Raw genomic sequence first — 25,826 nt, 5'->3', positions numbered from 1 at the left:
TCCAGCACTCGTATCCACTCACGACCGCTCCTCAGATCGGCAGGGCGTCCGGCTCCTGCCCGGTCACCGCGTACACCGTCTCACGCGCCACGACCACTGCATGGTCGGCGAACCGCTCGTAGTAGCGCGCCAGCAGCGTGATGTTCACGGCCGCGGGGATCCCGTGCGGCCACGCCGGGTCCATCATCACCTCGAACATGCTGCGGTGCAGCACGTCCATCTCGTCGTCGTCGCGGTCGAGCTCGGCGGCGAGCAGGACGTTGCGGCTCCGTACGACCTCGGCGGCCTTGACCGCGAGCTGCACGGCCACCCGGCCCATCTCCTCGAAGGCGGGCTGCACCTCGGGGGGCAGGGCCGGGGCAGGGTGACGCAGCCGCACGACCTGGGCGACGTGCAGCGCGAGGTCGCCCATGCGCTCGATGTCGCTGGCGGTGCGGATGGCCGCCACGACCGCACGCAGGTCTCCCGCCACGGGGCTGTGGAACAGCAGCGCGTCGCCGGCGAGCTCCTCGACCTGTGCGCGCAGCGAGTCGATCGCGGTGTCGCCGGCGACGACCTGGGCGGCGAGCCGCTCCCGCGACTCCAGCAGCGCCGCGGTGGCGCGGTGGAGCGCACCTGCTGCGGCCGTGCACATCCGGCCGAGCAGCTCGGACAGCTCGTCCAGCTGTTCGGGCAGCGGGGCGGGAGGCATGGGAGAAGCCTAGGATCCGGTCAGACGGTGAGTGAGCCCGGCATGCGCCCGGTCACGACGTAGACGATCCGGCGAGCGACGGCCACCGCGTGGTCGGCGTAGCGCTCGTAGAAGCGCGCCAGCAGGGTGATGTCGACGGCGGGACCGACACCGTGCTGCCAGTCGCGGTCCATCAGCACCGTGAACATGTGCCGGTGCAGGTCGTCCATGGCGTCGTCGTCGGACTCGAGCTCCGCGGCACGCGCGAGATCGCGGGTGCGGATGACGTCGCCCGCCTTCCGGGCCAGCGCCACCCCGACCTGCCCCATCTCGGCGAAGTACGGGGCGACCTCCTCCGGGAGCACCGCCTGCGGGTGCCGCCGGCGTGCCGCCTGGGCGACGTGCAGGGCGAGGTCGCCCATGCGCTCGATGTCGCCGGCACCGTGGATCGCCGACACGACGATCCGCAGGTCGGTGGCCACCGGCGCCTGCAGCGCGAGCAGCGCGAAAGCCCGCTCCTCGGCGAGCGCGCGGAGCTCGTCGACGCGGGCGTCCTCCGTGATCACCTCTTCGGCGAGCTGGAGGTCGGCCTCCAGGAGCGCGCGGGTGGCCTTCTCCATCGCTTCGGCGACCCTCGTGCACATGTCGGCCAGGGCCTCGGCCAGTTCGTCGAGCTGCTCCTGGTAGACGTCACGCATGTCACAAGCCTAGTCGTGAATGCGCCGATCGGGTGCATGGGCCGGTGAACCCGTGATGAACGTCGGTGCTGCGCTCATGCGCAGCTGACCGCGGGCTCCTCCGGAGTGGGCGTGGAGGGGGCGGCGAGGGTGATCGGCGCGGACGGCGCCCGGACGACGTCGTCGAAGGAGCGTCCGAGGACCAGGTGCAGCACCCCGGTGGCGCCGGGGTCGGGCACCGAGGTGGCGGAGGGGACGGTGGCCGCCAGGAGCTCGGCCGCAGCGGCCTGGTCGGGGGAGAAGCGGATCACGGTCTCCGAGGTGGGCTGCTCGGCGCTGGAGGCCTCTCCGACGTCGAACCCGAGCGAGCGCAGCGTCTCCCCGACGTCGCCGGCGAGGCCCGAGCGGTCGGAGGCGTTGACGACCTCGACCGTGACCTCGCTCGGGGCCGGACCGGCGTCGCCCGCGCCCGGGTCGGTGGCCTCGGCCGGCAGCGGTGCGTCGCTGCGCACCGCGGCGAACAGGTCGGCGGCGTCGGCGTCGCGCAGGACCAGGTTCCCGCGGTTGTTCCGGTCACTCGTCGGCACGGCCGCATACCGCAGGCCCTCGGCGTCGAGCTGTCGCAACGTCATCGCGACCGCGAGCACCTGGTCGAGCCCGGCCCCGTCGACGACCACGGCGTCCGCGAGAGTGGGCCGCAGCGTCGCGATGCGGCCGACGTCCAGCAACGCGGTGCCGGAGACGGCCTGGTCCAGCACGGCGGCGAGGATCTGCTGCTGGCGCTCGATCCGCCCGTACTCCGGGGACGGGTCCCCCTCCACCTCGCCCGCCTGCACGAAGTCGGCGGCTCGGACGCCGGAGAGCTCCTGCCTACCGGGTTCGGGCACGACCGGCCCCAGCACCCCGTCCAGCACCGGTCGCGGGACGCAGACCTGCGCGCCGCCGACCGCCTCGGTCATCGCCGGCACGGCCGACAGGTTCGTGCCGACGTACTGGGTGACGGCGATGCCCGTGAGCTGCTGCACCACGCGGGTGAGGCATCGAGGGCCACCGACGTCGAGCGCGCTGACCAACTGGGTGCGCGCCTCCGCCGGCACGGTCTCGTCCTGGTAGGCACCGGCTTCGGCGTCCCAGCGCTCGCACGGGGGGCGGTTGATCTCCAGGTCGTGCGGGAAGGCGAGCACGGTGACCGGGCCGCCGCCCTCCGGGACGTGGGCGACGGCCACCGTGTCGGCGCGGGGAGCCGCACCCTCCGCGTTCGGTTCGGTGGCCACGACCAGTACGTTCTCGTCGCCGACCTGGGCCACGGGCTCGACGATCGCCCCCGACTCCGGATCGAGCGCCGCGGCGTCGCCGACGGACGCCCCCAACCAGGACTTCGTGCCCCAGCCGAAGGCCGTGGTGACGACCACCGCCACGGCAAGGGCGGCCGCGAGGAACCGGCCCGCGGTGGACCACGGCGATCGGCGGACCGGGGGCGGGGGTTCCTCGCGGTCGGTGACGGCCAGCGTGAGTCCGGCGTGCGCGGCGGTGAGCCGGGTGAGCGTCTCGTCGATGCGCAGCGCACGGGTGCGCGAGTCCAGCCCTTCCTGATCGGACTTGCGGCTCCGCTCGAGGTCGGCGGCAGCCTCTCCGACACCGTTCTCGCCGACGCCGCGCACACGGGGGCCGGTCTTCGGGGCGCCGGTCTTCGGAACGCCGGCCCCCCGACCGACCGGGGCGACGACCGCGGTGGCCTCCGGCGTGCCCTGCCCGCGCGGACCGGGCCGGCGTGCGGCGGGGAGCGCGGTGGTGGCCGGGTCGGCGGGTGCCTGGCTGGGAGCGGCACGGCGGCGGGCCGCGGCGGGCGGCGCCCCGGCGGCGGGTGGCGCGGCAGCGGTGGTCGGCTCGACAGGAGCCGAACGGCGCGGTGGGCGCACGGGTGCGGGCAGGGCCGTGGTGGCCTCGGGAGGCGGCCCGTTGGGGCGCCGCGGCGGCTGCGCGCGGGGAGGCACGCCGCCGATCGGCTCGGGGACGGCACGCCGCCGCGGGGGCGCGGCAGCAGGAGGCAGGGCGGTCGTCGGCGCCGCGGTGGGGACGTCGTCGCGGTGCCGGCGGCCGCCGCGGGGGACGGGCGCCTCGGGAGCATCGGAGCGCCGACGGCGCCCGCCCTCGGACGGCGGCGGCGTCCCCGGGCGGCGGGCTGTCGGGGCTTCCGGTGCCCCTACCTGCGGCGATGAGATCGGCGGATCGGGCAGGCGGCGCCGGCCGGAGCGCGGTTCGGCCGGTTCTGGCGCCATCTCGGGCGGTGTCCGGTGTGGGCGCGCCTGTCCGTTGGAGCCGTGGCCGTTGGAGCCGTGTCCGTTCGCGCCGTGTCCGTTCGCGCTACGACCGTCGGGGTGGTGTCCGCTCGCGGCGCGTCGGCTCGCGCTGTGACCGTTGAGGTCGTGGCCGTTCGCACCGTGCCCGGTGTCGCGGCCGTTCACCTGCGCGGGTGCTCCTGCGGGACGTGCGGGCTCCGGGTCTTCCAGCAGCCGCCGTCGCCCCCTGCGCATGGGCTCCTCGTCCGGCGGCGTCCCGCGCCGGGTGGCGGGGGGTGTCGCGGCCGGAGGGGCGTCGTGCCGGCCCGCGGGGTTCCGCGGGGGCGGCGCCGGCTCGCCGGCGTGACGCCCACTGCTGCTGATCGCGTCGCCCGCGGCCTCTCGTGCCTCCGCCGCCCGACGCCTGGCCGCGCGCCCACCGGACGGAGGGGGCGCGGGCGCCTCCGCTTCGAGGAGCCCGAAGCGGGCGAGGACGTCCTCGGGCTCCTCCGCCGCGCGCCTGCGTGCGCCGGTGGAGCGCTGAGCACGGTACGAACCGTCCTCCACGCCCACCTCCTCGGCACGAACAGAACAGAAGGCGGGCACGGGCGATCGCCCGAGCCCGCCCCCTCAACGTCTCGATCCGAGCCTACGGAGCCGAGGCACCCGGAACCCAGTGGGGTGCGACGACCGGCGGCTGGGAGATCGACCGGCGGCCGCCCGCAGGTCCGGCGAGGCGCACCAGACCGGTGTGCGCGTCCTGGTAGGCGACGGCGTTGCGTCCCGCGTTCTTCGCCGCGTACAGCAGGCCGTCCGCCGTTCCGACCAGCCCGTCGATCCCGGTGACCGGGCCGGAGCAGTGGGCCACGCCGATGCTGACGGTCACCCGCAGGTCGGGGGAGAGCTCCTCCCAGGGGTGGCGATCCACCCGCGCCCGGGCGGCCTCGCTGATGCGCACGGCCTCGAACCGGTTGTGCCCGGGCAGCACGAGCGCGAACTCCTCGCCGCCGTAGCGGGCGCAGAACGCGCCGTCGGGAAGGCCGGTGTCGAGCACGGACACCAAGCGCTGCAGCACGCGATCGCCGAACGGGTGCCCGTAGGAGTCGTTGATCTGCTTGAAGTGATCGACGTCCAGGAGCGCGACGCCGATGCCCGCCACCCCGACGCTCGCGGCGTCGGCGAGCAGGGCGACGAGCCGCTCGTCCAGGTACCGCCGGTTGTAGGTGGCGGTGAGGCTGTCGCGCCTGCTCTGCTCGCGGGCCTCGGCGTGCTCGCGGCGCAGGCGGTCGAGCTCGTCGACGCTTCCCTGCCCGTTCAGCAGGCGCACGGCGGTGCGCAGGTGCTGGTAGGCCTGCTCCCACCGGCCCGTGCCGGCGAGCTCCTCGGCCGCGGCGGTGTGCCACGCGGCCCCCGAGGCGCCCGGGTTCGACGGACCGCGGGCCGGCACGTGCCGGTGGCGCGGCGCCGGGTCGGCGGTGTCCGTGGTGGCTGGTGTGCGCAGCGTGGTCATCGCTCACCTCCTGGTGCCGGAGGTGTCGACCGGGCGGGCGGGGTTCTTGAGGCCCCTACCCGTTCGCGTCGACGAGCGGGCGGCGTGCGGGACGACCGGCATCCGGCCCGGCGCGCTCAGCCGCCGGAGTGCTCCAGCTCTGCGCCGAACGGCACCGACGGGTCCTCCGGGTCGTCCAGCCAGTGCTCGGGCAGCACCACGCGGCCCGCGGATCCCTGCCGCCCGCGCGGGCCGTCGGCCTCGGCCGGGAACGGGTGCTCCAGGTCGAGCCGGCCGAGCAGTTCGTCGAGCTCGTCCAGGCTCGTCACCAGGCCGAGGCTGCGGCGCAGGTCGGAGCCCACCGGGAAGCCCTTGAGGTACCAGGCGATGTGCTTGCGCATGTCGCGGATGCCCTTGTCGGTGCCCATGTGCTCCTGCAGGAGCACGGCGTGCCGTCGCATCGTGGTGGCGACCTGGCCCAGCGACGGTGGTTGCGGCAGCTCCCGTCCGGCGAAGGCGGCCTCCAGATCACCGAACAGCCACGGCCTGCCCAGGCATCCGCGCCCGACGACGACGCCGTCGCAGCCAGTGGACGCCACCATCGCGAGCGCGTCGGCGGCGCTGAAGATGTCGCCGTTGCCGAGCACCGGCAGCTCGGCCGGCAGTGCGTCGCGCAGGCGGGCGACGGCAGACCAGTCCGCCGTGCCCGAGTACCGCTGTGCGGCCGTGCGCGCGTGCAGGGCGACGGCGGCGACGCCCGCGTCGGCCGCGATCCGGCCGGCGTCGAGGTAGGTGCGGTGCACGTCGTCGATGCCGATGCGCATCTTGACGGTCACGGGGATCGGCCCGGCGTTCTCCACCGCGGCCCGCACGATCCGCTCGAACAGCCGGCGCTTGTACGGCAGCGCCGCCCCGCCGCCCCGCCGCGTCACCTTGGGCACGGGGCAGCCGAAGTTCATGTCGACGTGGTCGGCGAGGTCCTGCTCGACGATGATCCGGACGGCCTCGCCCATCGCGGCCGGGTCCACGCCGTAGAGCTGCATCGACCGCGGGTGCTCGTCCGGGTCCATCGCGATCATCCGGAACGTCAGCGGGTTGCGCTCGACGAGCCCCCGCGACGTGATCATCTCGCAGACGTAGAACCCGGCGCCCTGCTCACGGCACAGGCGCCGGAAGCCCGCGTTGGTGATGCCGGCCATGGGCGCGAGCACCACCGGTGTGTCGGACACGAACGGCCCGATGCGCAGCGGGCGGACGGCGGTCGGAGCACTCACGGCCCTCATTGTCCTCGCCGGCGGCGACGGTCAGAAATCGACGGTGATGCAGGCCGCGCGCGCCCCCGCGGTGCCCGCCTCGCCCGGCCCGCTCGCCGTCCCCATCGTGTGCACGACCACCGAGCCGGGGCGCCGGTCGTCGGGGAGTTCCCACGCGACGGTCGATTCCGTGCTGCCCGCCCCGGCCTCGTCGGTCATGAAGTCGAGCCAGATCTCGTTCTGCGGGTTCGCGTACGTCGGGTCGATGCTGGGCTGCATCGGGTCGACGGAGAGCTGGAAGTGCGGCCCGGAGTCCTCCGGCCGCTGCCCGCACGGCTCGGTGTGCACGTGGGCGCCGTACCAGCGCAGCGGTTCCAGACCCCGGACGGCGAGCATCACGGTGGTCGTCCCGTCGGCCGACCGCGCCTGCACCGCCCCCCGCGCCCCCGCAGGCACCAGCTCCTCGTCGTAGGTGACGGCGATGCCGGGCGGAGCGGCGAAGGTCTCGCTGACGTGGACGCTGCCGTCGTCGGGCAACTGGGCGGCCGACCGGGCCGAGGTCGTGTTCGCGCACCCGGCCAGGACCAGGACACCCAGGACACCCAGGACACCGGTGAGAACGCGGCAAGGACGCATGCGCTCAGGATGGGCGGTAGCGCAAAGTCACGCATACTGACCCTGCGTTACTCATCCGAGGGATGCGCGTCGGATCTCACCTGCGCCGTAGGCTGGGCCCGCGGCCGCGCCGGCTGGTGCGGCGGCACGGGCCTCTAGCTCAATCGGCAGAGCAGCGGACTTTTAATCCGCGGGTTCAGGGTTCGATCCCCTGGGGGCCCACCTGACCAGCCGGGCCCAGGCGTATTCCAGCCCTGCGACGTCCAGGGCAGGCGGAGCGAGGTCACGGCTCGCGGACCCAGCGGCAGCGGGGTCCGCGGCAGTGGGTCCCCCGGTGCGGCCGGTTCAGGGCCTCCCGGACGTGCCACCACGCCTCCGCCTCCGTGTCGGCCCACCCGTGGGAGCCCTTCCCGTCGCAGGCAACCACGGTCCAGCGGTACCGGCCGGTCCGCTCGTTGAAGTTCACCGATCCTCGCTGCTGCGACTCGATCATGAGTCGCGCTTCCTGCTCGTCGGCCGCCTCGCCCATCGCCATACCGCCTCCCGGTAGCCGGGTGATCCAGAACGCCACGGAGCAACTGTACGTCAAACCATGACATTCCGCGTAGTCACGCGCACTCCCGCGTCAGACCACAACCTGGCGTGTCAGACCGTGCCTAACCTGCGGGTATGGCAGGCAAGTCCGACTACCTGACGACGCCGCAGCTCGCGGCGGCTCTCGGCCTGTCCCTGCGCTCGGTCCAGCGGTACCACCAGGACGGGAAGATCCAGCCGGAGTACACGACTCCGGGCGGCCAGCACCGGTGGAACCTGGAGAACGTCCTAGCTCAGCTACGGGAGTTCCGCCCTAACGCGGACTGAGCCGTGCCATCCTCACCAGGCCGCTTCCCGGGCCGCCAGCAGGCGGAAGGGGAAGACGTGTACCAGCCGTGGAGCAGTACGACCGCCAAGCCGCCGGCGCCGAGCCACCGGCCCGTCCGGGTCGACCCGGAAGCCTTCTACGGCCCGTCGGGTCCCGGCATCCCCGGCGCCGACGACCCGGTGCCCGGCGGACTGATCGTCGCCACTGGCAGGGCGCCCGGACTACTGGGGCGGTGGACTCGCTCGACCGATAGCCGGTGGTTCGGCAGCGGCGACTCCGTGATCACGGACAAGTACGGAGCCCAGGTCGTTCAAGGCGGGCGGCGAAATGGCTGGGGCTCGGATCCCCCGCTTCGGCGGCGTGATGGGCGGCGACCGCGAACCCGCCGGTGCGCGGCGCTCCTCCGGATGGCTCCAGCCGTGGTCCACGCCGGCACCGCACTGGTCGACGACGGGGCCCGATCTGGCAGGGCGATCTAGAACGAGGTCCAGGTGGTCTCGGCGTCGACGATGCGGTTGTGCCGCCAGGTGACCGCCCGCTCCACGGCGGCGGCGATGCCGGCGGCCATGAGTGTCATGGACAGCCATCCGGGCAGGTCGACGGGTGATGTGAACGTCCCGAACCGGCCTGCCACCTGCGGGATCGATGTGAGCAGCTCGAGCCCCTCGGGTACGGCGAGCACCAGATTGGCCAGCAGGATCACCACGGCGGTGGCGGCGATCCCCCGGCTCAGACGCGGGTGGCGTCGGGTCAGGGCTGCCCGCCGGTACTCCAGGGTGCCCGGCGCCGGCGCCAGTCTGCGCTCCTGCCCGTCGGGGGCGACGAGATGGACCCGGGTGACGCCGTAGAACCCGGCGTCGACCTCGATACGGCCCCCGGGGACCGTGAACGCGGCGGGCATCTCGGCCGTGGTGATGCGCTGCCCATCCCGGTAGAGCCGGGCCTCGTGGTCGTCGGCGGTCCGGGTCTCGACGGCCCAGGTGGCGGATCCGCCGTCGGGTTGGGGCAGCGTGATCGTGTGGACGGTGCGGCTCAGGGTCTGGTGAAGTCGGACGGGGCGGAGCATCGCGTCACCCCGTCGGGCCTGCGTCGTGGGCCACGGCCTTCGGCACCGTCACGGTCGTTCATCCCTTCGCCTCGTTCGGGTCGGTGTCCAGCCGACCATGTGCCGCTGCGGCACCCTCAACCCGAACGTGGTGGGGGACACAGACTCGTCGGCGACCGGCGGAGGGAGATGACACGGCATCCGTGCAGGTGCTCGGGTACATCGGCGACGGCCTGTCCAACGTCGGGATCGCCACGCCCTGACCGCCCACGGAATCGACGGTGAAGTACCTAGTGGGCGTCCGGTCTGGGAATGTGGATGCCGGCGGAGCGGAGCTCGGTTTCGACGAGCGCTGCCAGCCGGGCCGCGGCCGGTGCTTGCTCTTCGCCGTGGTAGGCGATCAAGTTGTACCGGGTCGCGGCCTCGGTGCGGGCCTGCAGGCCGGTCACGATCTTCAGCTGTGCGGGGTTGGCGAGGTATTGCTCGGCCATCTCGGTGGCGAGTTCGGCGATGCGGGGGTCGTCCGGGTCCCAGGCCGCGGCCTCGGCGGCGCGCTTGCTCAAGGCGACGAACCGGGTGTCCTCGAGGGCGTGCTCGACATGGGTGAGGTAGTCGTCGAAGCCTTCCGGGACCAGCGCCCTGGCCAGCACCCAGCCCTCCCGGGCGGCCGCCACCTCGTCCGAGGTGAAGCCGACGCCGGGCATTCGCTCCAGTAGTGCCACAGCGCGGTCCGGCAGCAGAGCCCGGTTGCCGTCGGCGAGCCGGTGCAGCGTGTCGCGACGCGTGGTCAACTCCTCGATCTGTGCGGTGAGCTGCCGCTGGACGTCGGCGATCGAGGTGGCGAACGATGTGGCATCGGCGTCGAGCAGGGGCCCGATCTCGGCCAGCGGCACGCCCGCCCCGGCGAGGGTCCGGACCTGCACCAGCCGCAACAACTCGGCTGATCCGTATCGCCGGTAACCGGACCTGTCGCGTTCGGGCTCCTCGACCAGGCCGAGCTTGTGGTAGTGCCGCACCGTCTTGATCGTGACGCCGACGAATGCCGCCGCCTGTCCGATCGTGACCCCGTTCCGCATCTGCTCAGCCTGTCTCGTGCTCGAGCTCGGCCCTCGAGGCGTATGGATTCTCAAGGTGTTCAGTGCGTCTGAGCCGGACCTGCCTGCCCGCCGCAGAACACCTCGTTGACGAGCCGCTGAATCGCGTTCTGGAACGGCACGGCGAGGGACAGCGCGGCGTCGTCCACGTAGTTCAGCGTGGCAGTCAGGGTCTTGCTGCCATCGGGCGTGCTGAACATCAGCGCCGCGTGACCCGCGGCACCTCCGTTGTGGGTGATGACGGTGCCGCCCCCGCCGGTGTCCTGCACGAACACCCCCAGTCCGTAGCCAATGTTCGGGATGGGCGTCGGGCGCGGCGTGCACATCTCGGCCAGCAGGTCGGCCGGGAGGAGCTTGCCGCTCATCAGCGCTGACATGAAGACGTGCAGGTCCTGGCTCGTCGAGATCATGTCACCGCCGCTGGAGATCCAGGAGGGGTTGTGGCGGGTGACGTCGACCGTCTTCTCCTGCCCACCGTCCTCGTACCGGAAGTAGGCGTGGGCGTGCGGCTCGGGGACCTCGGTCTGGGTGGTCGGTGCCGCGGTGTCCGACAGCCCGAGCGGCCCCAGGACCAGCCGCTGCATCTCCTGGGCAACCGACCGGCCGGTGACCTTCTCGATCAGCAGCCGGGCCAGCACGTAGTTGGTGTTGGAGTAGCTCCAGTCCGTGCCCGGCTCGAACCGTGCCGGCTTGGACAGTGCCAGCCGCACCAGCTCCTCCGGCTGGTAGGTCGTGAACCGGTTGTCCACCCACTCCTTGCCCGCGGTGGTGGCGGGGATTCCCGCCGCGAACGTCCCGTCGTCGTAGTACTCGCCGGTGAAGTTGAAAACTCCGCTGGTGTGCTGCAGCAGCATCCGTACCGTGATCCGCTGGTCCAGCCCGAGCTCGGGCAGGTAGTCGGCCGCCGGGGTGTCCAGCCCGATCTTGTCTTCGGCCACGAGTTGCAGGACCAGGGCTGAGGTGAAGGTCTTGGTGTTGCTGCCGATCCGAACATGTCCGTCGGTCGGCGGCTCCGCGGCTCGGCCCGGCTTTCCCACCCCGGCGCTGCCGACCCATTCGCCCCGCTCATCGTGTACGCGCAGCGTGATCCCGGTGATCCCGGACTCGACGATTCCTTCCAGCACCTTCTGCAGTTCCGGGCGATCCTTCCCGGCATCGAGGGCTGAGGTGATCTGGCGGGCCATTGCGGCCGTGGCGGGGCTGGGTTCGCCCTTGTGGGGCTGGGCGGCTGCGTCGACGGCGACCATGACGGTGCGGCGGAAGTTGTCGGCCTCGGCCGGATCCTGCTTCTCGAGCAGGCTCATCGCTGCGCTCAGGGCCGGTAGTACATGGTCGGCGAGTTCGGCCACCGTCTTGCCGTTGAGCTTGATGTCCCTGGACTTCGCGGCGAGGGCGTGCCCGACCAGGCCGGTCGCCGACGTCAGGGCGATGGAGGCGTTCGTGGCGGCCTTGTGGGGCGCGCCGGTGGCGGCCATCAGCGACACGGCGCCGTACGCGGCGGTCCGCAGGGTGCTCTTGTCCTGGTCGGTAAGGGTGATGTGCATGGTGGTCCGCTCCCCTTGGTTCTGCTACGTCCGTTGTGGCGTGGCGATGCGAGGAGCGTGCACCCTGACCTAAGGTCAACCTCAATCGTGATCTAGCTCATGCCTGCCCTCCTTTCTTGGCCGGTGCGACGGGGCCCTCGCGGTCCGCAACGACCGTTGATCGTTGCGAGATCCACGGTTTCGCCCCTCCGAGGGCGATTACCTCGATCTCGGATTGATCGATCGTTGCGAGGTCGAGCTGTTCGCCCTGCGAGGGGCGAAACCGTAGATCTCGGAAAGATCTTGCTGGCGGCGCCTGCTCCGATTCGACGCCCTCATCTCGCTGACATGGCTCGCGGGCAACCTCCTGATCGCCACCGTCATGGCCGGCTGAGACCTCCTGCCCGGAGCCGGTGATGCGGTCCAATGCGGTCCGCAGGGCTCGTTGCGCTTCCACGGCCGGCAGGTTGTTCATCAGCACGCGCATGGCGAGGCCGTCCGCGGTGGCCACCAGCAATCGGGCCTCGCCCCGGGGGTCTCGGAGGTCGGGCGCGACCTTCCGGAGGAGACGTGCCGCCTCGCGTTCCTGTTCGTCCTTGGCCTCGGCCAGGAGGCCCGCCAAGGGCGGGTGGTTGATGCCGGCGGCGACGTACTGGTGGAACAGCGAGACCCCCGCTGCGGACCCTTCCGCTCGCGGGATGGGGTGTCCGATCAGGTGCAACAACGCGGCGCGGTCGTCGGCGCCCTCGGTGGCGTCGGCATGGAGCTGTGCTGCGCCGGACAGCATCGCCTCGAGGCTCGCCCTGAGGAGCTCGTCCTTGGTTCGGAACCGGTACTGGATCCGGCCGACCGACACCGCGGCGGCTGCGGCGACCGTGCGCATGGACACCGCCTCCATGCCCTGCTCGGCGATCACCTGCCACACCGCCCTGATGATCGACGACCCACGATCGACGGTGTCCGCGTTGCCGCTCACGGTGCCAGCGTACCAACCATAAATACGGACGTATTGACCGCGTGTACACTCCGGAAGTGTGATCGATACGACCGTATTTCCGGAGGCCTCCACGGGGGCGGGCCGCGTCGACGAGGCCGTCGGCGCCGGATGTGGAAGGTCCTCGCGGTCCTGGTGGTCGCCTGGTTGGTGATCGACAAGGCGGCATCGGTGATCCAGCCGGCATCGACGGTGGGTCATTGGCGTAGCCAGGAGGGGTTCGAGTCCTATCGGGCCGCCTACGACGAGGTGATGGCGACGCTGCCGTCGCCGACCCGAACTCACGACGTCCACACCGCGTACGGCACCGTGCGGGTCTACGAGTGGGCGGCCGGCAGCGGCACGCCGGCTTCCCGGCTGCCCGTGGTGCTGCTGCCCGGGATCCGTTCGGGTGCTCCGATGTGGGGGGAGAACCTGACCCGGTGGATCGGGCAGCGCCCGCTCTACGCCATGGACGCGATCGGCGACGCCGGGATGTCGACCCAGGCGATCCCCTTCACTTCCTTCGACCACCAGGCCGACTGGGTGGAGCAGGTGTTGGGCGGCTTGGACCTCGATCGCGTGCACGTGGTGGGGCATTCCTTCGGTGGCGCCATCGCGGCCGTCCACGCACTCCGGCATCCGGGCCGCGTGGCCTCGCTGACGCTGCTCGAGCCGGTGATGGTGCTGCACGGGATGCCCGCGTCGATCTACCTGTGGTCGGCGCTGTTGATGTTGCCCGTGCCGCAGTCGTGGAAGGACCACGCCCTGGCCGAGATCGGTGGTGTCTCGGTGGCCGAGGTGCAGGAACGGACCCCGATGTCAGTGATGATCGACAAGGGGTCCCGGCACTACGCCTCGGTGACCCTGGTGCCGCGGACCTTCACCGACGAGGAGTGGCGCTCGATGTCCATGCCGGTCCGGATCGACATCGCGAGCGACAAGTCGCTGGCCGGCGGTGCCGCCGCCGCGGACCGGGCGCGCGATCTGGGTATGGAGCCGGTCACCGTCTGGCCTCGGACCACTCACTCCTTGCCCGTGCAGGCTGCCGAGCCGCTCGGATCGGAGCTGGGGCGGTACTGGGAGCAGCGCGACCAGTGAGCCGCGCCCCCGACATCTCCATGTCCGGTCGCTACGGTGCCCTCTGCGACGAATGCTTTGCCCTCGGCCTGACGAGCACCGGGCTCCTCAGGGTCGGCATCGGCGAGAGGGCACTCGCCCCCCCGCGGCGGTCGTTGATCGTTGCGAGATCCACGTTGCCGGTCCGCCGAGGGCGCTCACCTCGATCTCGGATTGATCGATCATTGCGAGGTCGAGCATTTCGCCCTCCGAGGGGCGATCCGATGGATCTCGGAATGATGTTGCAGGCAACGCCTGCTCCGACCGCGACGCCTCCGTCTCGGTCGCGCTTCTTGCGGCCCGGACGGCAGCAACCGTAGAACTGCGAGATGTCGGAGACCCAGCGCGTGCAGAAGCCGGCGTGGTATTTCCGTGAGTACGCGCCCGTGGGCGTGGAGCTCGGTACGCCCCAGGCCGTCGCGAGCTACGACCGGAACCAGGGCACCAGCGCCGAGCGGGACAACGAGCTGCTCGACAGGCTCGCGGTCCGACGCGGCAGCGTCCTGGTCGACCTCGCCTGCGGCACGGGCTCGTTCGTCGTCGAGGCGGCGCGGCGACGAGCCGACGCACACGGCGTCGACGTCTCTCCCGAGATGCTCCGCTACGCCACGAAACGCGCGGAGAGCGAAGGCGTCTCGGCCCACTGGCACCACGCCGGGTTCCTCGACCACCAGCACCCAGGGCCTGCCGCCGACGTCGTCACGACCAGGTCGGCCCTGCACCAGCTTCCCGACATGTGGAAGCAGCACGCCCTGCGCAACGCCGCCGGCATGCTGAAGCCGGGAGGGACCTTCTACCTCTGGGACGCCATGTTCAGCTTCGACCCCGCAGCCGCGGACCAGGAGCTGCAGCTGTGGGTGGACGCCGCAGCCGGCGGACACACCTTCACCCCCGAGGAGTTCGAGACCCACATCCGTGAGGAGTTCTCCACCTACACCTGGATCCTGGAAGGCCTGCTCGACCGCGCCGGTTTCGAGCTGGTGTCGAGTTCGTGCCCGATGCCCACCCAGGGCGAGTTCGTCTGCCGCAAGAGGTAGCCGGCCTGCTGCCGACGGGGTTGTGCACGGCGGATGCTGCCGGACCTTCTCTGCGTCAACTGGAACGTGGGCATCGTCCTCGCCCGCGATGTCGGAGTGTCAGCCCGGCGCGACGGTGGCGAAGTGCAGGCCGATGGTCAGCACGACTCGTCGTCCTTCACGACCACGAAGTCCGGCACGTCGCCGGTGGTGATCGTCGCCCCAGCGGCGGCATGCACGTCGCGGCCTGGGTCGGCGGCGCGATCATGGCCGCAGGCGCAGCATCGGCGCTGGTGATATGGCGTCGCACGTCAGCAGCGGCATCGCCCTCACGGTGATCAGCGGGCCTTCTGCACGTGGGTGGTGTCGGCGTCGAGGACGGTGCCGTCGGTACTGGTGAGAGCGATGGCGGGCACCGGGGCGCCGTGCTGGTCGACGAGCGTCGAGTGGGCCTCGTCGGGGCCGAAGGCGTGGTGTTCTCCCCACTGCCTCAGGGTCAGGATGACCGGGAAGAGGTCGTGGCCGGCGTCGGTGAGCACGTACTCCTGACGTCGACCCGAGGGTGCGGTGCGCTGGGTGAGCAGCCCGTGGGCGGCGAGCTTGCGGAGCCGGTCGGTGAGGATGTTGCGGGCGATGCCGGTGCGGCGCTGGAACTCCGTGAACGACCGTGCCCCGTCCATCGCGTCGCGGATGACGAGGAGGCTCCACCGGTCCCCGACGAGGTCGAGCGTGCGGGCGACGGGGCAATCGGGGTCGGTCCAGCCGGGGGGCGGGGAGCCCGTGGTGCGCGGCATGACGCCTCCCGATGAGTTGCGAATTGAAACCATCCTGCCGTACGGTCCGAACAGTTGCAAATTGCAACTGATCGGTGGGGCGTGATGGACGTGTGGCGGCGGTTGTTCCTCGCGGTGGTCTGCGGTGTCGCCGTGGCGAGCATCTACGCCGCACAGCCGGTGCTGGAGCCGATGGGACGCGATCTCGGTGTGCCGGCAGAGCTGGCCGGGTGGATCGTCGCGACCGGCCAGGTCGGCTACCTGGCAGGTCTGGTGCTGCTGGTGCCGCTCGGCGACGTGGTCGACAGGCGCCGGCTCATCGCCGTGCACCTGGCGCTCATCGCCGTGGGCATGACCCTGACGGCCTCGGCGCCGGCCGCTTGGGCGGCGTTCGTGGGGCTCGCGGCCACCGGGGTGTTCGCGGTCGTCGTGCAGACCACGGTGGCCTACGCCGCGTCGGTCTCGCTGCCCGCCGAACGCGGACGCAACATCGGTGTCGTGACCTCGGGCGTCGTGGTCGGCATCCTGGGCGCGCGGGTCGTCGCCGGAACGCTCGCGCAGCTGTGGGGCTGGCGGAGCGTCTACGCCGTGCTCGCGGTGCTGTCGCTGGCGCTCGCGGCGCTCGTCCTCGTCGCGATCCCGTCGGAGGAGCGCCCCGACCGACCCGGTGGGTACCGGCGGGCCGTCATCTCGCTCGGCGCGCTGTTCGGGCAGCACACCAACCTGGCGCGCGGGCTCATCGCGTTCTTCGTGTTCGCCTCGTTCGGAACCCTGTGGAGCGGGCTGTCCCTGCCGCTGGCGGGCGCGCCGTGGCAGCTGAGCGAGAGCCAGATCGGGCTGTTCGGCATCGCCGGGCTCGCCGGCGCGCTCGGTGCGGCACGGGCGGGGCGGTGGGCGGACGCCGGACGGGCGGCCCCGGTCACCGGCCTCGCGCTCACCCTGCTCATCGCATCGTGGGCGGCGATCGCGCAGTTGCCGTGGTCGCTGTGGCTGCTCGTCGTCGGGATCGTGGTTCTCGACTTCGCGGTCCAGGCCGTGCACGTGTCCAACCAGCAGGTGCTCACTGCTGCGCACCCGGATCGCACCAGCGGTGTCATCGGTGGCTACATGGTCTTCTACTCGCTCGGTTCCGCCCTCGGTGCGGCCGCGACGACCGCCGTCGCCGCCGCCCACGGCTGGGTGGGCTCCAGCCTGCTCGGGGCCGGATTCGCAGCGTTCGCGCTGGCGGTGTGGGTGATCGACCGGCGATCCGGCGAGGCGGGCAGATCGACTTCGGTGAGGGCCGAGGTCAGTACGTGTAGCGGCTCACGGTCTCCGGGTGGATGACGAGGCGGACCTGGTCCTCGGCCAGGATCTCGGCGAGGTCGTCGGCCCGGGTCGGGTCCTCGAGCCCCCAGTAGCGCGCGGCGAGGCGGGTGGCCAGGTCGTGTGCTCCGTCGGGTTCCACCGTGGTGCGGCCGGCGACCGACACCCAGCGCTCGCGTTCACCCGCCGGGGCGGCGACCACGATCGAGGCGCGGGGGTCGCGGCGCAGGCGTCGGACCTTGAGCGTGTCCGGACCCGTGAACAGTTGGATGGCGCCCTCGGCGGTGGCCTCGAACCACACCGGCCTGGGCTGCGGCGGAACCGGACCGCCGGCCACGGACAGGAACCCGTGCAAGGGGCGTCGGAGGAACTCGAGGTCCTCGGCGGTCAGCGAACTGGTGTCGGTGCTCATCAGGGGCCTTCCAGGAGGATCGGTGGGGTGTCCAGGGCGATGCGAGCGGTCATCGGCCCCAGGCTCCGGCCGCTGCGGTCCGCAGGGCGTAGTCCTCGAAGGTCCGGGGCGCCCGTCCCAGCACCGTGGCGAGGTCGTCCGTGGTGGCGGCGAACAGCCCGCGTTCCATCAGTACGAACATCTCGGCGACGTGGTGGGCGACGTCCTCGGTCACACCCGCCTCGACCAGCGTCGCGGTGTACTCGGCGGGGGAGAGCTGCTTGTAGGTGATGGGTCGCCCGGAGGCCCGGGAGATCACGTCGACGGCCTCGGCGAAGGTGAGCGCGCGCGGGCCGGTCAGCTCGTAGATCCGGCCGGCGTGCCGGGCGGGTCCGGTCAACACCACGGCCGCGGCGTCGGCGACGTCCTCGACGTCGATGAACGGCTCGGGAACCGAATCGGCCGGCAGCGCCAGCTCGCCGGCGACGAGCGGGGCGTGGAAGACGTCCTCGTCGAAGTTCTGGTCGAAGTTCGACGACCGCAGGATGGTCCACTCGAGCGCCGAGCCGAGTACGGCGTCCTCGGCGGAGCGCATGTCCAGCCCGAACGGGGAGTCGCCCCAGGTGTCGGCGCCGCGCCCGGAGAGCAGCACCAGGCGCTGCACGCCTGCGGCCTCGGCCCGTGCGACGAACTCGTGCACCGGACCGGGCACGGGCGGGGCCACCACGTAGACGGCGTCGGCGCCCTGCAGGGTTGCGTCCCAGCCTGCGGGGTCGGACCAGTCGAACCGGATCCGGCTGGACCGGGAGGCTGCACGCACGGGTGTGCCGTGCAGGCCCAACCGGGCGACGACCCGCCGGCCGGTCTTGCCGGTGGCGCCGAGGACGAGCGTGCTGTCGTTGCGCATGACGTCGATTGAACGGGGGCAGCTCGGACGAATCCATAGGTGAAGCGCCGGATCGCCTGTGTGTGCGTCTAACCTGCGGGGGTGGACGTGTTCGACGACCTGATCCGGGGAGTGCGGGCCAACGGCTCGCTGTTCGGCAGCTCCACCCTGTCACCGCCGTGGTCGCTGCATTTCGTGGACGGCGCACCGCTGACCTTGTGCACCGTCCTCACCGGGGCGGGCTGGATCGTGCCGGAGCACCACCCGCCCGTGCAGCTCGGCGCCTACGAGACGGTGGTGGTGCGGGGGCCCGCCACGTTCACCTTCGTCGACGAGATCGGCACCCGGGCGGAGCCGATCGCGTGCGGTGAGTTCTGCGCGACCCCCGAGCAGGGCGGCACGCGGCACCGCCTGGGCTGGAACGACTGCGGCGACGACGGCATCGACGGCGCCGGCGACGGCGCGACGACCCTGATCGTCGGCGCCTACCCGGTGCGCGGCGAGATCAGCCGCCGGCTGCTGGACGCGCTACCCGTCGTGCTGCGGGTGGACGCCGGGGGCACGGGGGACGCCGTGCTGGACCACCTCGCCGCCGAGGTCGCCGTCGACGCGCCGGGGCAGCAGGTGGTGCTGGACCGCCTGCTGGACTGGATGCTGGTGTGCACGCTGCGCGAGTGGTTCGACCGGCCCGGTGGCGCGCCGCCGGCGTGGTGGGCCGCCCAGCGGGACCCGGTGGTCGGTGACGCGCTGCGCCTGCTGCACGCCGAACCGGCGGCACCGTGGACGGTCGCCGCACTGGCGGACCGGACCGGCGTGTCGCGATCGACGCTGGCCAAGCGGTTCGCCGACCTCGTCGGCGAACCGCCGCTGACCTACCTCACCAACTGGCGCATGACGCTCGCGGCGGACCTGCTGGTCGAGCGGGACGCGGCAACCGTCGCGGACGTCGCCCGGGCCGTGGGCTACTCCGACCCGTTCGGGTTCAGCGCGGCGTTCAAGCGGGTCCGGGGCGCCAACCCCAGCGAGTTCCGGCGCAGGGCGACCGCGGTCTCCCAGGCGGTCGAGCGAACCGCATGACGCCGGCGACGTCCGGTCGGTGAGCGCTTCGAGAGGCGGCGGCCTGGAGGCTCACCCGATCGTGTCGCCGCTACGCGTCACGTTTTGGAGAGCCGGTGCGAACTCGACGGCGTGGATCCGTTCGCCACATCGCCCCCACCGACCTACCTCGACTGCTGCCGCGGGCACCGCTTCACCGCTACAGGCAGCACCGGTAGGCCGGTCGAGTGCGAGCACGGCGGGCACGTCGAGTTCGCGTGCCGATGCGGGGCGGTCCTCGCCGTGGTCCCCGTTCGCGAGGAGACGAGCACGACCTCCCTGGACGGCACCGTGATCCCGGGGCACTGGTTCTGGCGTCCGTGCGACCATGCGGTGCGGTGACGCGGCCCGGCTGCACGTGGTCCACCCTCACTCGCTGGTCGCTTCCCCCGATCCCGACTGGAAGTAGGACTTCAGCTCGGACCGGTCGGACTCCTCCTCGCCGGTGATCACGTAGAACACCATGCCCGCATCCGAGACGTCACCGTTGCCCACCAGGTCCAGCCGCGAGTACAGCCACTCCCAGTTCTCGTCGCCGCTGTCGGTGAGGAAGTCCCAGAAGTCCATCTCGATGGGCCCGAGCCCGGAGTTCTGGTCCGGGATCTCCACGCGCTCGCAGCCGAGGTCGATCAGGTCCTCGTAGTCGTGGCCGTCGTGCTCTTCCGCCCCGTGGGTCTGGTTGAAGGAGTCGTCGCCGTGGGTGACGCACTCGACGTGCGTCCTGGCTTCCGGGTCCGCGGCGTTCAGCGCCATCCAGACCGTCTCGATTGGGCCGGCGAGCACGATCGACAGCTGGTCGTCCTCGGTGGAGGCGTTGATCTCCTCCACCAGGTTCTGGGTGCCCGCCTCCAACCGCTGCGGGTCGGTGTCGTCGAAGAACCGGGACATGTCGAAGCCGAAGCGCTCGCCGCCCTCCTGCACGCTCTCGGTCATGTTCTCGACGTGGTCCTGCGACGAGTCCCAGATGTGGTTGTTGTAGTCGTAGTGCACGAGGTTGGGCTGCAGGTCGCGGTGCGCGAGGATGGCCAGAGCCATGGGTGCCGACGCCCAGTCGTCCTCGTCGTGCTGGTTGCCGTCCGCCGACATGGCGATGCGCCCGACCCCGTCGTCGAACGATCCTGGTGCCTGCGCCGGAGGCGGCGCCGCCTGCGTGCCGCACGCCCCGAGCAGGGTGGCGGCCGCGAACAGGGCCAGAACGGGTCCGACCCGGTGGGACCGGTGACGGTGGAGTGTCATTGTGCCTCCCGAGTTGTGATCGATGTTCTGGTCGTCGGCGTCGTGGTCGTTGGCGTCCTGGTCGTCGGCGCCGCCGGACGGGCGCGCGAGCATCGGGGTCAACGTGTCTCTTCCTTCTCGGTGGTGCGCTGTGCCTTCCTGCGGTGCAGGAGGATCACGGCGGCCGCCACGCTCTGCGCTGCCAGCCACGCCCATCCCGCGCCCGTGATGCCCATGGCCGGGACCAGGACGAGCGTGCCGACGATGACCGCAGCACTGGTCGCGGCGGGTAGCCCGAACTGCACCGCGCGGTTGCGGCGCACCCGCGCTTCCCAGAGCGCGGAGTTCGTCACCACGTTGGGGATCGCGGAGAGCGCCAGCAGCGCCAGTAGGAGCGCGCCGTTCTCGGCGTACGTGCTCCCGAACACGGAAAGGATCAAGTACGAGCCGAGGGCTGCGACGACGGCGCCGGGGAGGACGAGCGTGATCGTCTTGCGGTCCATCCCGCGGCGCGCGCGTTCGATCGCGGCGGAGTCGCCTGCCGCCGAGTGCACGACCATCGACTTGCCCATGCCGGACGCGACCAGGTAGAGCGAGTAGGTGATCTGCCATGCCATCCCGTACACGGCGGCGCCGCCGGGGTCGGTGAGGGCGATGACGATGAGCGGGAGCCCGAACACGGCGGCCTGCCAGGCCAGGTTGCCCGCGTAGTCGACGCCGACGAACCCGGCCAGGTCGCGCGCCGTGGCCGTCCGGGCTGTGTGCCCCGCCGGTGCCGTCGGCCCGCGCAGCGCCCGGGCCAGGTAGGTGGTGACCGCGAGCACGAGGACCAACGTGGCGGCCAACGTGCCGACCGCGATCCCGAACACCAGGCCCAGTGCGGCGGCCACCACGAGCAGAGCGATCTTCAGCAGGGCGAACACGAGGTTCTCGACGAGGACCAGGCTCGCGCGCTTGATCGCGGTGAGGGCGGAGTCCTGCAGGACGAACACCGTCCAGAGGGGCACGCTGATCACGTAGAAGGCGATCAGGGCGGGGTGCCCGAACGCCGCGACGAGATCCGGTGCCCAGACGTTCGCCCCGACCCCGAACCCGAGCCCGACCACCGCTCCCCACCCGAGCCCGACGGCGAAGCATCCCGCGACGAGCGCACGGCGCCGATCGGACACGGGGACGAACCTGAGGATCGCGTTGCCGAGGTTCAGGTGGGACGCCGAGGCGAGCAGCGACACCGCCGACAGTGCGGCCGAGTTGACCCCGACCGTGGCGGGGTCGAACAGCCGCGCGGCGAGCACCCAGAACAACATCCCGATGGCCGACGAGACGGCCGAGCTGAGCACGAGCGCCATCCCGTCGCGGTGCTGGGGGGCGCGCCAACCGTCCGCGCCGCCGCGGTCGACGCGGATCCGGACGGTCGAGGCGTCCAGGTCGGCATCGTCGTTCCCCGCGCTCCGGATCGGCCCGGTCGTCGCGGCCGGTCGTGGCTCGTCGCCCGTCATGGGGCTGTCCTGCGACGTGCCGACATGCTGGGTCGTGCCTCCCTGGAGCGGCGGGTGCACCGCCGACGATCGACGGCTGCCGGCTGTGCTGCGACCTGCCGGTTGGCGCAGGCGCGGTCGGTGCCGGGCCGATCATCCGAGATGGAGGCTGTGCCTGCGCTGAGAGCCCGAGGACGTGCCGGCGCGACGGCGTGCTCGTGCCCCCCGTTCCGGGGGAGCAGGGGTGATCACGAGTTCGGTGCACGGGCGGCGACATGGTGCCGCTGTGGCACCCATCCGGCGATCATGTGGTCTTGTGCGCCCACGTCTTGGGGAGGCGCCGGATGACTGACGCCGCGACCGAGATCGGCGACTGGTACGTCGACCAGCACGGCTTGTTGGTCCGGGTGCTCTGCGACCGGCCATACCCTGTCGGCTGAGCGGTGGTGTCGACGGCGAGAGGAACCTCGTCACCAGGCTTGGAGCTTGCCGGCCTTCGCCTGCACAGGTCCGTCGGTTGGGTCTGCCACCGCATAGCCGAGGTCCCGGAGCACCCGGACTGCTTCATCCGGTGCATCGCGGACCAGCGCGGCGATCTGCCTCCGGCGCCAGCGCTCCCGTCCTTCTCGCAGTACGTGCGGGGCGTCTGGCTGCCGGTCGACGCCGAACTCGTGGAGGACGAAGGCCACGTCGAGCAGATCCTGCAATTCTGCGGGAACTCCAGAGCGGCGGACTCGACGTCGAGCGTCACGCATCCTCTCCGAGGAGGAAATCAACGCCTTCCAGGTCGAGCAGTAGGTCTCGTTCCTCCGGCGTGAGCGTTCCCTGCTCCGCGCGTGCACGTACCGTGCGCTCGTCCGGATCCAGGCGGGCGACGGCGTCGCGGCGTCGTGCCTCCAGCTCCTCACGGGTATGCCGGACCAGCCTCGCGTTCACGGCTTCCTCCTCGGGATCGGCTGATGCGGTGACTAGTGCAGCACGACTTACCGACAGTCTGACCCCTCAGCGAGGCATGGGCGAGTGGCGGAGGCGGTCGGGTATCGGCGATGGGACGGGCCGGCACTACTTCCGGCCGAACTCGGTTCGCACGTCGTCCTTCCAGGACCGGTACTCGGCCGAATCGTCCTGGAGCCCCAGCTGTGCGATGCAGTCGGCGCACCGGCCTGCGACCCAGAGCAGCGAGGGCTGGGAGCAACGCGCGCACGGACGCGGCTCCGCGAGCACGTCCTCGTCAGCGGTCACGGTCACGCGAGGGATTTTGCCACGGCGGCCCGATGGAACAGGGTTACTCCCCGGTGTCGCCGTCCACCGCCTCGCGCAGCAGATCGGCGTGCCCGTTGTGCCGCGCGTACTCCTCGATCATGTGCAGCACGACCCAGCGCAGGCTGGGGGTGCGGCCGTCGGGCAGGCTGCGCCGCGTCGGCTGGTCGAGGCCGCCGTCGGCCAGCGCCTGCCCCACCAGCGAACGGGAACGCGTGACGGCGCCGCGCCAGAGCTCCAGGAGCTGTTCCGGCGTCTGCCCCGCGGCGCAGTGCCAGTCGCGGTCCGGGTCGGTGGACCAGTCCACGGTGTGCCAGGGGGCCTGGCGGTCCTGCCCGTGCAGCCGGTAGGAGAACCAGGTGTCCTCGACGTGGGCGAGGTGCGCGAGCAGCCCGCCCAGCGTCATCGGCGAGACGCCGACGGTGACCGCGGCGCCGGCCCGGTCCAGGCCGCGGTACTTCCACTCCAGGGTGGCACGGTGGAAATCGAGGAAGCCCAGGAGCGTGGTGGTCTCGTCGGCCGCGAGCGGGGGTTCCGGGCGATCGTGTTCGTCGAGCTCCGTCACCTCAGCAACTCCATGGCGGCGAACCTACGTCGTTGCGACGATCGGGCGCATGGGAGTTGTCACGGCCGAACTGGTGCCGAAGCTGGCCGAGCTGCCCGGTGTCCGCGCCGTGGTGCTGGGCGGCAGCCGCGCGCAGGGGACCGAGGGCCCGGACAGCGACTGGGACCTCGGCGTGTACTACCGCGGGACGTTCGACGCCGAGGTCCTCGGCAGGCTCGGGCACCCGGCCCACGTCGCCCAACCCGGTGAGTGGGGCCGCATCGTCAACGGCGGTGCGTGGATGTCGGTGCTCGGGCAGCGGGTGGACGTCCTGCTGCGGGACCTCGACCAGATCGAGCGGTGGTGGGAGGACGCCCGCGAGGGCCGGTTCGACGTGGACGACGTGCCCGGTCACCTGGCGGGCCTCCCGACCTACACGACGCTCGGTGAGCTGGCGGTCGCGAAGGTGCTCAGCGGCGAGGTGCCGCAGGTGGAGTTCCCGTCGCGGCTGCGCGAGGTGGCGGAGGCGCGCTGGCGCTGGAACGGGGCGTTCTCGCTGCTCCACGCGGACGTGCACCTGGCGAAGGGCAACACCGTCGGCGCGGTCGGGATGGCGGCGAAGGCGGCGATGGAGACGGCGCACGCGGTGGTGGCGTCGCACGGCGAGTGGGTGCTCAACGAGAAGACCCTGATCCGGCGTGCCGGCCTCACCGAGGCGGACACGATCATGAACGATCGCGACGTCCCGACGGTGCTCCGCCGGATGCGCGAGCTCCTCGATCCGCCGGACGTGGCGGGCGTGCACCGGTAGGAGGACGCGTCGCGAGGCCCCCTCAGACCGCGCGGTGGTCCGCCAGCACCTCCTCGGCGACGCGCGCGGACTTCGGCCCGTGCTCCGGATGGTCGAGCGTGATCAGCGCCTTCCACAGCGCCCAGCCCCGGGCGCGGGCCCACATCGCTTCGTCGGCCGGCACCCTGCGCCGGAACTCGGCCCGGCTCTCGCCCTCGAACAACGTCCACGCGATGACGAGGTCGCAGGCCGGGTCGCCGACGCCGGACGTCCCGAAGTCGATGACGGCGCTGAGGTCGCCGTGGCCGTCGAGCAGCAGGTTGCCGGAGGCGATGTCGCCGTGGAACCAGACCGGAGGTCCCTCGTGGGTCGCCGCGAGCGCGGTCTTCCAGACATCGGTGGCGGCGGGGCCGTCGATGAGGGGGCCGAGCGTCGCGATCGCCTCGCGCGTCTCGCCGTCGTAGTAGTCCGGCGGAGCACCGCGGTGGAAGCAGTGGGCTCCCGCCGCAGGCCCGTCCGCCGTGTCCGCGTGCTGCAGCGCGACCAGGAAATCGGCGAGGTCGCGTGCGAAGGCGACCTCGTCGCGGATGCGGGTTCGCGTGCACACGTGCCCGTCGATCCACCGCCGGACCGACCACGGCCACGGGTAGTCGGCGCTCGGGGCGCCCAGGGCGAGCGGGACGGGGATCGGGAGCGGTAGCCGCGGCGCCAGCCGGGGCAGCCAGGTGTGCTCCTTCTCGACGCTCGCCACGTACCCCTCGGCGGTCGGCATCCGCACCGTCATCGTGTCGCCGAGGCGGAACGTGCGGTTGTCCCAGCCGGGCAGCGCGACCGGGACCACCGGCAGGCCTGCCCACCGGGGGAACTGGGCTGCCACGAGCCGGGCGGCGAGGGCGGAATCGATCGCGTCACGATGCATCGGGTGCGATCCTGGCGGGATCCGGGCCCGGCGCGCGACCGCTTTTCCGGCTCGGTTCCGCGCGTTGCCGGGCGCGTCGGACCAGCGGGAGCGGTGGGAGGAGTGCGAATGACGCGCACGAGCGAGAAGGCGGGCCGGTTCACCGAGTCCGTGATCCGGGAGACGTTCCGGCTGGCCGCCCGGCACGGAGCGATCAACCTCGGACAGGGCTACCCGGACTTCGCCTGCCCGCCGGAGCTCAAGGACGCCGCCTGCGCGGCCATCGCCGCGGACGACAACCAGTACCCGATGACGTTCGGCACCCCGGCGCTGCGCGCCGCGATCGCGGAGAAGAACGCCCGCACCTACCCGGGCTGGACGGTCGACGCCGACACCGAGCTGTGCGTCACCTGCGGTGCCACCGAGGCGCTCGTCGCGGTCACGTTCGCGCTGCTCGATCCCGGCGACGAGGTCGTCATGTTCGAGCCCTGGTACGAGAACAACAAGCCGAGCGGCGGACCCCGGACGCTCTGACCTGCACCGCGGCACCGGCGCTGGCCGGCGGGCACAGATCGG

Annotated in this window: 29 protein-coding genes and 1 tRNA gene; 9 read left to right on the top strand and 21 right to left on the bottom strand. The window is 71.9% G+C overall.

Annotation, left to right across the window (positions count from 1 at the left end):
• Window positions 1–31: 31 nt before the first annotated feature.
• The 6 genes from phoU (CFP66_RS06900) to CFP66_RS06875 form a co-directional block, all read right to left on the bottom strand.
• Window positions 32–691, bottom strand: coding sequence for a phosphate signaling complex protein PhoU (gene phoU, locus CFP66_RS06900; RefSeq protein WP_094921163.1), 660 nt, complete (start codon window positions 689–691; stop codon window positions 32–34).
• Between the two features lie 20 nt (window positions 692–711).
• Window positions 712–1,368 (bottom strand): phosphate signaling complex protein PhoU, encoded by a 657-nt coding sequence (phoU, locus tag CFP66_RS06895; protein WP_094921162.1) that lies wholly within the window; start codon window positions 1,366–1,368, stop codon window positions 712–714.
• A 74-nt stretch (window positions 1,369–1,442) separates the two neighbouring features.
• Window positions 1,443–4,193, bottom strand: a complete 2,751-nt coding sequence (locus CFP66_RS06890; protein ID WP_143517146.1) for an LCP family protein — start codon at window positions 4,191–4,193, stop codon at window positions 1,443–1,445.
• A gap of 82 nt (window positions 4,194–4,275) precedes the next feature.
• Entirely contained in the window at window positions 4,276–5,136 is an 861-nt protein-coding gene (locus tag CFP66_RS06885) for a GGDEF domain-containing protein (protein WP_094921159.1), read from the bottom strand.
• Window positions 5,137–5,252: 116 nt separating this feature from the next.
• Window positions 5,253–6,398, bottom strand: coding sequence for a tRNA dihydrouridine synthase DusB (gene dusB, locus CFP66_RS06880; protein ID WP_094921157.1), 1,146 nt, complete (start codon window positions 6,396–6,398; stop codon window positions 5,253–5,255).
• 21 nt (window positions 6,399–6,419) lie between these two features.
• Window positions 6,420–7,004 carry a hypothetical protein gene (locus tag CFP66_RS06875; protein ID WP_094921156.1) on the bottom strand — a complete coding sequence of 195 codons (585 nt, stop codon included), beginning with the start codon at window positions 7,002–7,004 and terminating at the stop codon, window positions 6,420–6,422.
• 128 nt (window positions 7,005–7,132) lie between these two features.
• Between CFP66_RS06875 and CFP66_RS06870 the strand changes: the two genes are divergently transcribed.
• Window positions 7,133–7,205: transfer RNA gene (locus CFP66_RS06870), tRNA-Lys, on the top strand.
• 61 nt (window positions 7,206–7,266) lie between these two features.
• On the opposite strand, the gene CFP66_RS06865 is transcribed toward CFP66_RS06870, so the two are convergent.
• Complete coding sequence (locus tag CFP66_RS06865; RefSeq protein WP_143517145.1) at window positions 7,267–7,554, bottom strand: hypothetical protein; 288 nt, start codon at window positions 7,552–7,554, stop codon at window positions 7,267–7,269.
• 98 nt (window positions 7,555–7,652) lie between these two features.
• On the opposite strand from CFP66_RS06865, the gene CFP66_RS06860 reads away from it, so the two are divergent.
• Window positions 7,653–7,844: a hypothetical protein gene (locus CFP66_RS06860; RefSeq protein WP_094921152.1), complete on the top strand. Its 192-nt coding sequence runs from the start codon at window positions 7,653–7,655 to the stop codon at window positions 7,842–7,844.
• Between the two features lie 476 nt (window positions 7,845–8,320).
• On the opposite strand, the gene CFP66_RS06855 is transcribed toward CFP66_RS06860, so the two are convergent.
• From CFP66_RS06855 to CFP66_RS06840, 4 genes are all read right to left on the bottom strand, one after another.
• Window positions 8,321–8,911, bottom strand: a complete 591-nt coding sequence (locus CFP66_RS06855; protein ID WP_094921151.1) for a hypothetical protein — start codon at window positions 8,909–8,911, stop codon at window positions 8,321–8,323.
• Window positions 8,912–9,180: 269 nt separating this feature from the next.
• Window positions 9,181–9,966 (bottom strand): MerR family transcriptional regulator, encoded by a 786-nt coding sequence (locus CFP66_RS06850; RefSeq protein WP_094921149.1) that lies wholly within the window; start codon window positions 9,964–9,966, stop codon window positions 9,181–9,183.
• Between the two features lie 59 nt (window positions 9,967–10,025).
• Window positions 10,026–11,528 (bottom strand): serine hydrolase domain-containing protein, encoded by a 1,503-nt coding sequence (locus tag CFP66_RS06845; RefSeq protein ID WP_369804966.1) that lies wholly within the window; start codon window positions 11,526–11,528, stop codon window positions 10,026–10,028.
• A 97-nt stretch (window positions 11,529–11,625) separates the two neighbouring features.
• Window positions 11,626–12,483, bottom strand: a complete 858-nt coding sequence (locus CFP66_RS06840) for a TetR/AcrR family transcriptional regulator (protein WP_198961259.1) — start codon at window positions 12,481–12,483, stop codon at window positions 11,626–11,628.
• Window positions 12,484–12,612: 129 nt separating this feature from the next.
• Here CFP66_RS06840 and CFP66_RS06835 point away from each other — a divergent pair, with 129 nt between their 5' ends.
• The 3 genes from CFP66_RS06835 to CFP66_RS47025 all read left to right on the top strand — a co-directional run bounded on the left by CFP66_RS06835 (window position 12,613) and on the right by CFP66_RS47025 (window position 14,912).
• Window positions 12,613–13,581 (top strand): alpha/beta hydrolase, encoded by a 969-nt coding sequence (locus tag CFP66_RS06835; protein WP_094921148.1) that lies wholly within the window; start codon window positions 12,613–12,615, stop codon window positions 13,579–13,581.
• 347 nt (window positions 13,582–13,928) lie between these two features.
• Window positions 13,929–14,636, top strand: coding sequence for a class I SAM-dependent methyltransferase (locus CFP66_RS06830; RefSeq protein ID WP_094921146.1), 708 nt, complete (start codon window positions 13,929–13,931; stop codon window positions 14,634–14,636).
• 33 nt (window positions 14,637–14,669) lie between these two features.
• Complete coding sequence (locus CFP66_RS47025) at window positions 14,670–14,912, top strand: hypothetical protein (protein WP_143517143.1); 243 nt, start codon at window positions 14,670–14,672, stop codon at window positions 14,910–14,912.
• Between the two features lie 41 nt (window positions 14,913–14,953).
• Here the strand turns inward: CFP66_RS47025 and CFP66_RS06825 are convergent, their stop codons facing one another.
• Complete coding sequence (locus CFP66_RS06825; protein ID WP_094921145.1) at window positions 14,954–15,409, bottom strand: helix-turn-helix domain-containing protein; 456 nt, start codon at window positions 15,407–15,409, stop codon at window positions 14,954–14,956.
• An 84-nt stretch (window positions 15,410–15,493) separates the two neighbouring features.
• Here CFP66_RS06825 and CFP66_RS06820 point away from each other — a divergent pair, with 84 nt between their 5' ends.
• Complete coding sequence (locus tag CFP66_RS06820) at window positions 15,494–16,714, top strand: MFS transporter (RefSeq protein WP_143517142.1); 1,221 nt, start codon at window positions 15,494–15,496, stop codon at window positions 16,712–16,714.
• Here the strand turns inward: CFP66_RS06820 and CFP66_RS06815 are convergent.
• Window positions 16,677–17,105, bottom strand: a complete 429-nt coding sequence (locus CFP66_RS06815) for a pyridoxamine 5'-phosphate oxidase family protein (RefSeq protein WP_094921143.1) — start codon at window positions 17,103–17,105, stop codon at window positions 16,677–16,679. The two genes, CFP66_RS06820 and CFP66_RS06815, sit on opposite strands and share 38 nt — an antisense overlap.
• Before the next feature lie 49 nt (window positions 17,106–17,154).
• Window positions 17,155–17,991, bottom strand: a complete 837-nt coding sequence (locus tag CFP66_RS06810) for an NAD(P)H-binding protein (protein ID WP_094921142.1) — start codon at window positions 17,989–17,991, stop codon at window positions 17,155–17,157.
• Window positions 17,992–18,072: 81 nt separating this feature from the next.
• On the opposite strand from CFP66_RS06810, the gene CFP66_RS06805 reads away from it, so the two are divergent.
• Complete coding sequence (locus tag CFP66_RS06805; protein WP_094921140.1) at window positions 18,073–19,047, top strand: AraC family transcriptional regulator; 975 nt, start codon at window positions 18,073–18,075, stop codon at window positions 19,045–19,047.
• A gap of 387 nt (window positions 19,048–19,434) precedes the next feature.
• Here the strand turns inward: CFP66_RS06805 and CFP66_RS06795 are convergent, their stop codons facing one another.
• The 6 genes from CFP66_RS06795 to CFP66_RS06770 form a co-directional block, all read right to left on the bottom strand.
• A complete protein-coding gene (locus CFP66_RS06795) occupies window positions 19,435–20,403 on the bottom strand; it encodes a hypothetical protein (RefSeq protein ID WP_143517141.1) in 969 nt (322 codons plus the stop codon).
• Window positions 20,400–21,779, bottom strand: a complete 1,380-nt coding sequence (locus tag CFP66_RS06790) for a lipopolysaccharide biosynthesis protein (RefSeq protein WP_094921136.1) — start codon at window positions 21,777–21,779, stop codon at window positions 20,400–20,402. Before CFP66_RS06790 ends, CFP66_RS06795 begins: the two co-directional genes overlap by 4 nt.
• A gap of 449 nt (window positions 21,780–22,228) precedes the next feature.
• Window positions 22,229–22,447 carry a hypothetical protein gene (locus CFP66_RS06785; RefSeq protein ID WP_143517140.1) on the bottom strand — a complete coding sequence of 73 codons (219 nt, stop codon included), beginning with the start codon at window positions 22,445–22,447 and terminating at the stop codon, window positions 22,229–22,231.
• Between the two features lie 58 nt (window positions 22,448–22,505).
• Window positions 22,506–22,694: a hypothetical protein gene (locus tag CFP66_RS06780; protein WP_094921133.1), complete on the bottom strand. Its 189-nt coding sequence runs from the start codon at window positions 22,692–22,694 to the stop codon at window positions 22,506–22,508.
• 126 nt (window positions 22,695–22,820) lie between these two features.
• Window positions 22,821–23,006: a hypothetical protein gene (locus CFP66_RS06775; RefSeq protein ID WP_094921131.1), complete on the bottom strand. Its 186-nt coding sequence runs from the start codon at window positions 23,004–23,006 to the stop codon at window positions 22,821–22,823.
• Window positions 23,007–23,043: 37 nt separating this feature from the next.
• On the bottom strand, window positions 23,044–23,583 hold the full coding sequence (locus tag CFP66_RS06770) for a DinB family protein (protein ID WP_094921130.1): 540 nt from the start codon (window positions 23,581–23,583) through the stop codon (window positions 23,044–23,046).
• A gap of 49 nt (window positions 23,584–23,632) precedes the next feature.
• Between CFP66_RS06770 and CFP66_RS06765 the strand changes: the two genes are divergently transcribed.
• Complete coding sequence (locus CFP66_RS06765) at window positions 23,633–24,373, top strand: nucleotidyltransferase domain-containing protein (RefSeq protein ID WP_094921128.1); 741 nt, start codon at window positions 23,633–23,635, stop codon at window positions 24,371–24,373.
• A gap of 22 nt (window positions 24,374–24,395) precedes the next feature.
• Here CFP66_RS06765 and CFP66_RS06760 read toward each other — a convergent pair whose 3' ends face one another.
• Window positions 24,396–25,271 carry an aminoglycoside phosphotransferase family protein gene (locus CFP66_RS06760; RefSeq protein ID WP_094921127.1) on the bottom strand — a complete coding sequence of 292 codons (876 nt, stop codon included), beginning with the start codon at window positions 25,269–25,271 and terminating at the stop codon, window positions 24,396–24,398.
• Between the two features lie 108 nt (window positions 25,272–25,379).
• Between CFP66_RS06760 and CFP66_RS06755 the strand changes: the two genes are divergently transcribed.
• Complete coding sequence (locus CFP66_RS06755; protein ID WP_094921125.1) at window positions 25,380–25,784, top strand: aminotransferase class I/II-fold pyridoxal phosphate-dependent enzyme; 405 nt, start codon at window positions 25,380–25,382, stop codon at window positions 25,782–25,784.
• The last annotated feature ends 42 nt before the right edge of the window (window positions 25,785–25,826 follow it).

The organism is Pseudonocardia sp. MH-G8, assembly GCF_002262885.1.
GTDB lineage: Bacteria > Actinomycetota > Actinomycetes > Mycobacteriales > Pseudonocardiaceae > Pseudonocardia.
Note: the sequence above shows the minus strand (reverse complement) of the source record. Positions and strands in the feature narration are given on the sequence as shown.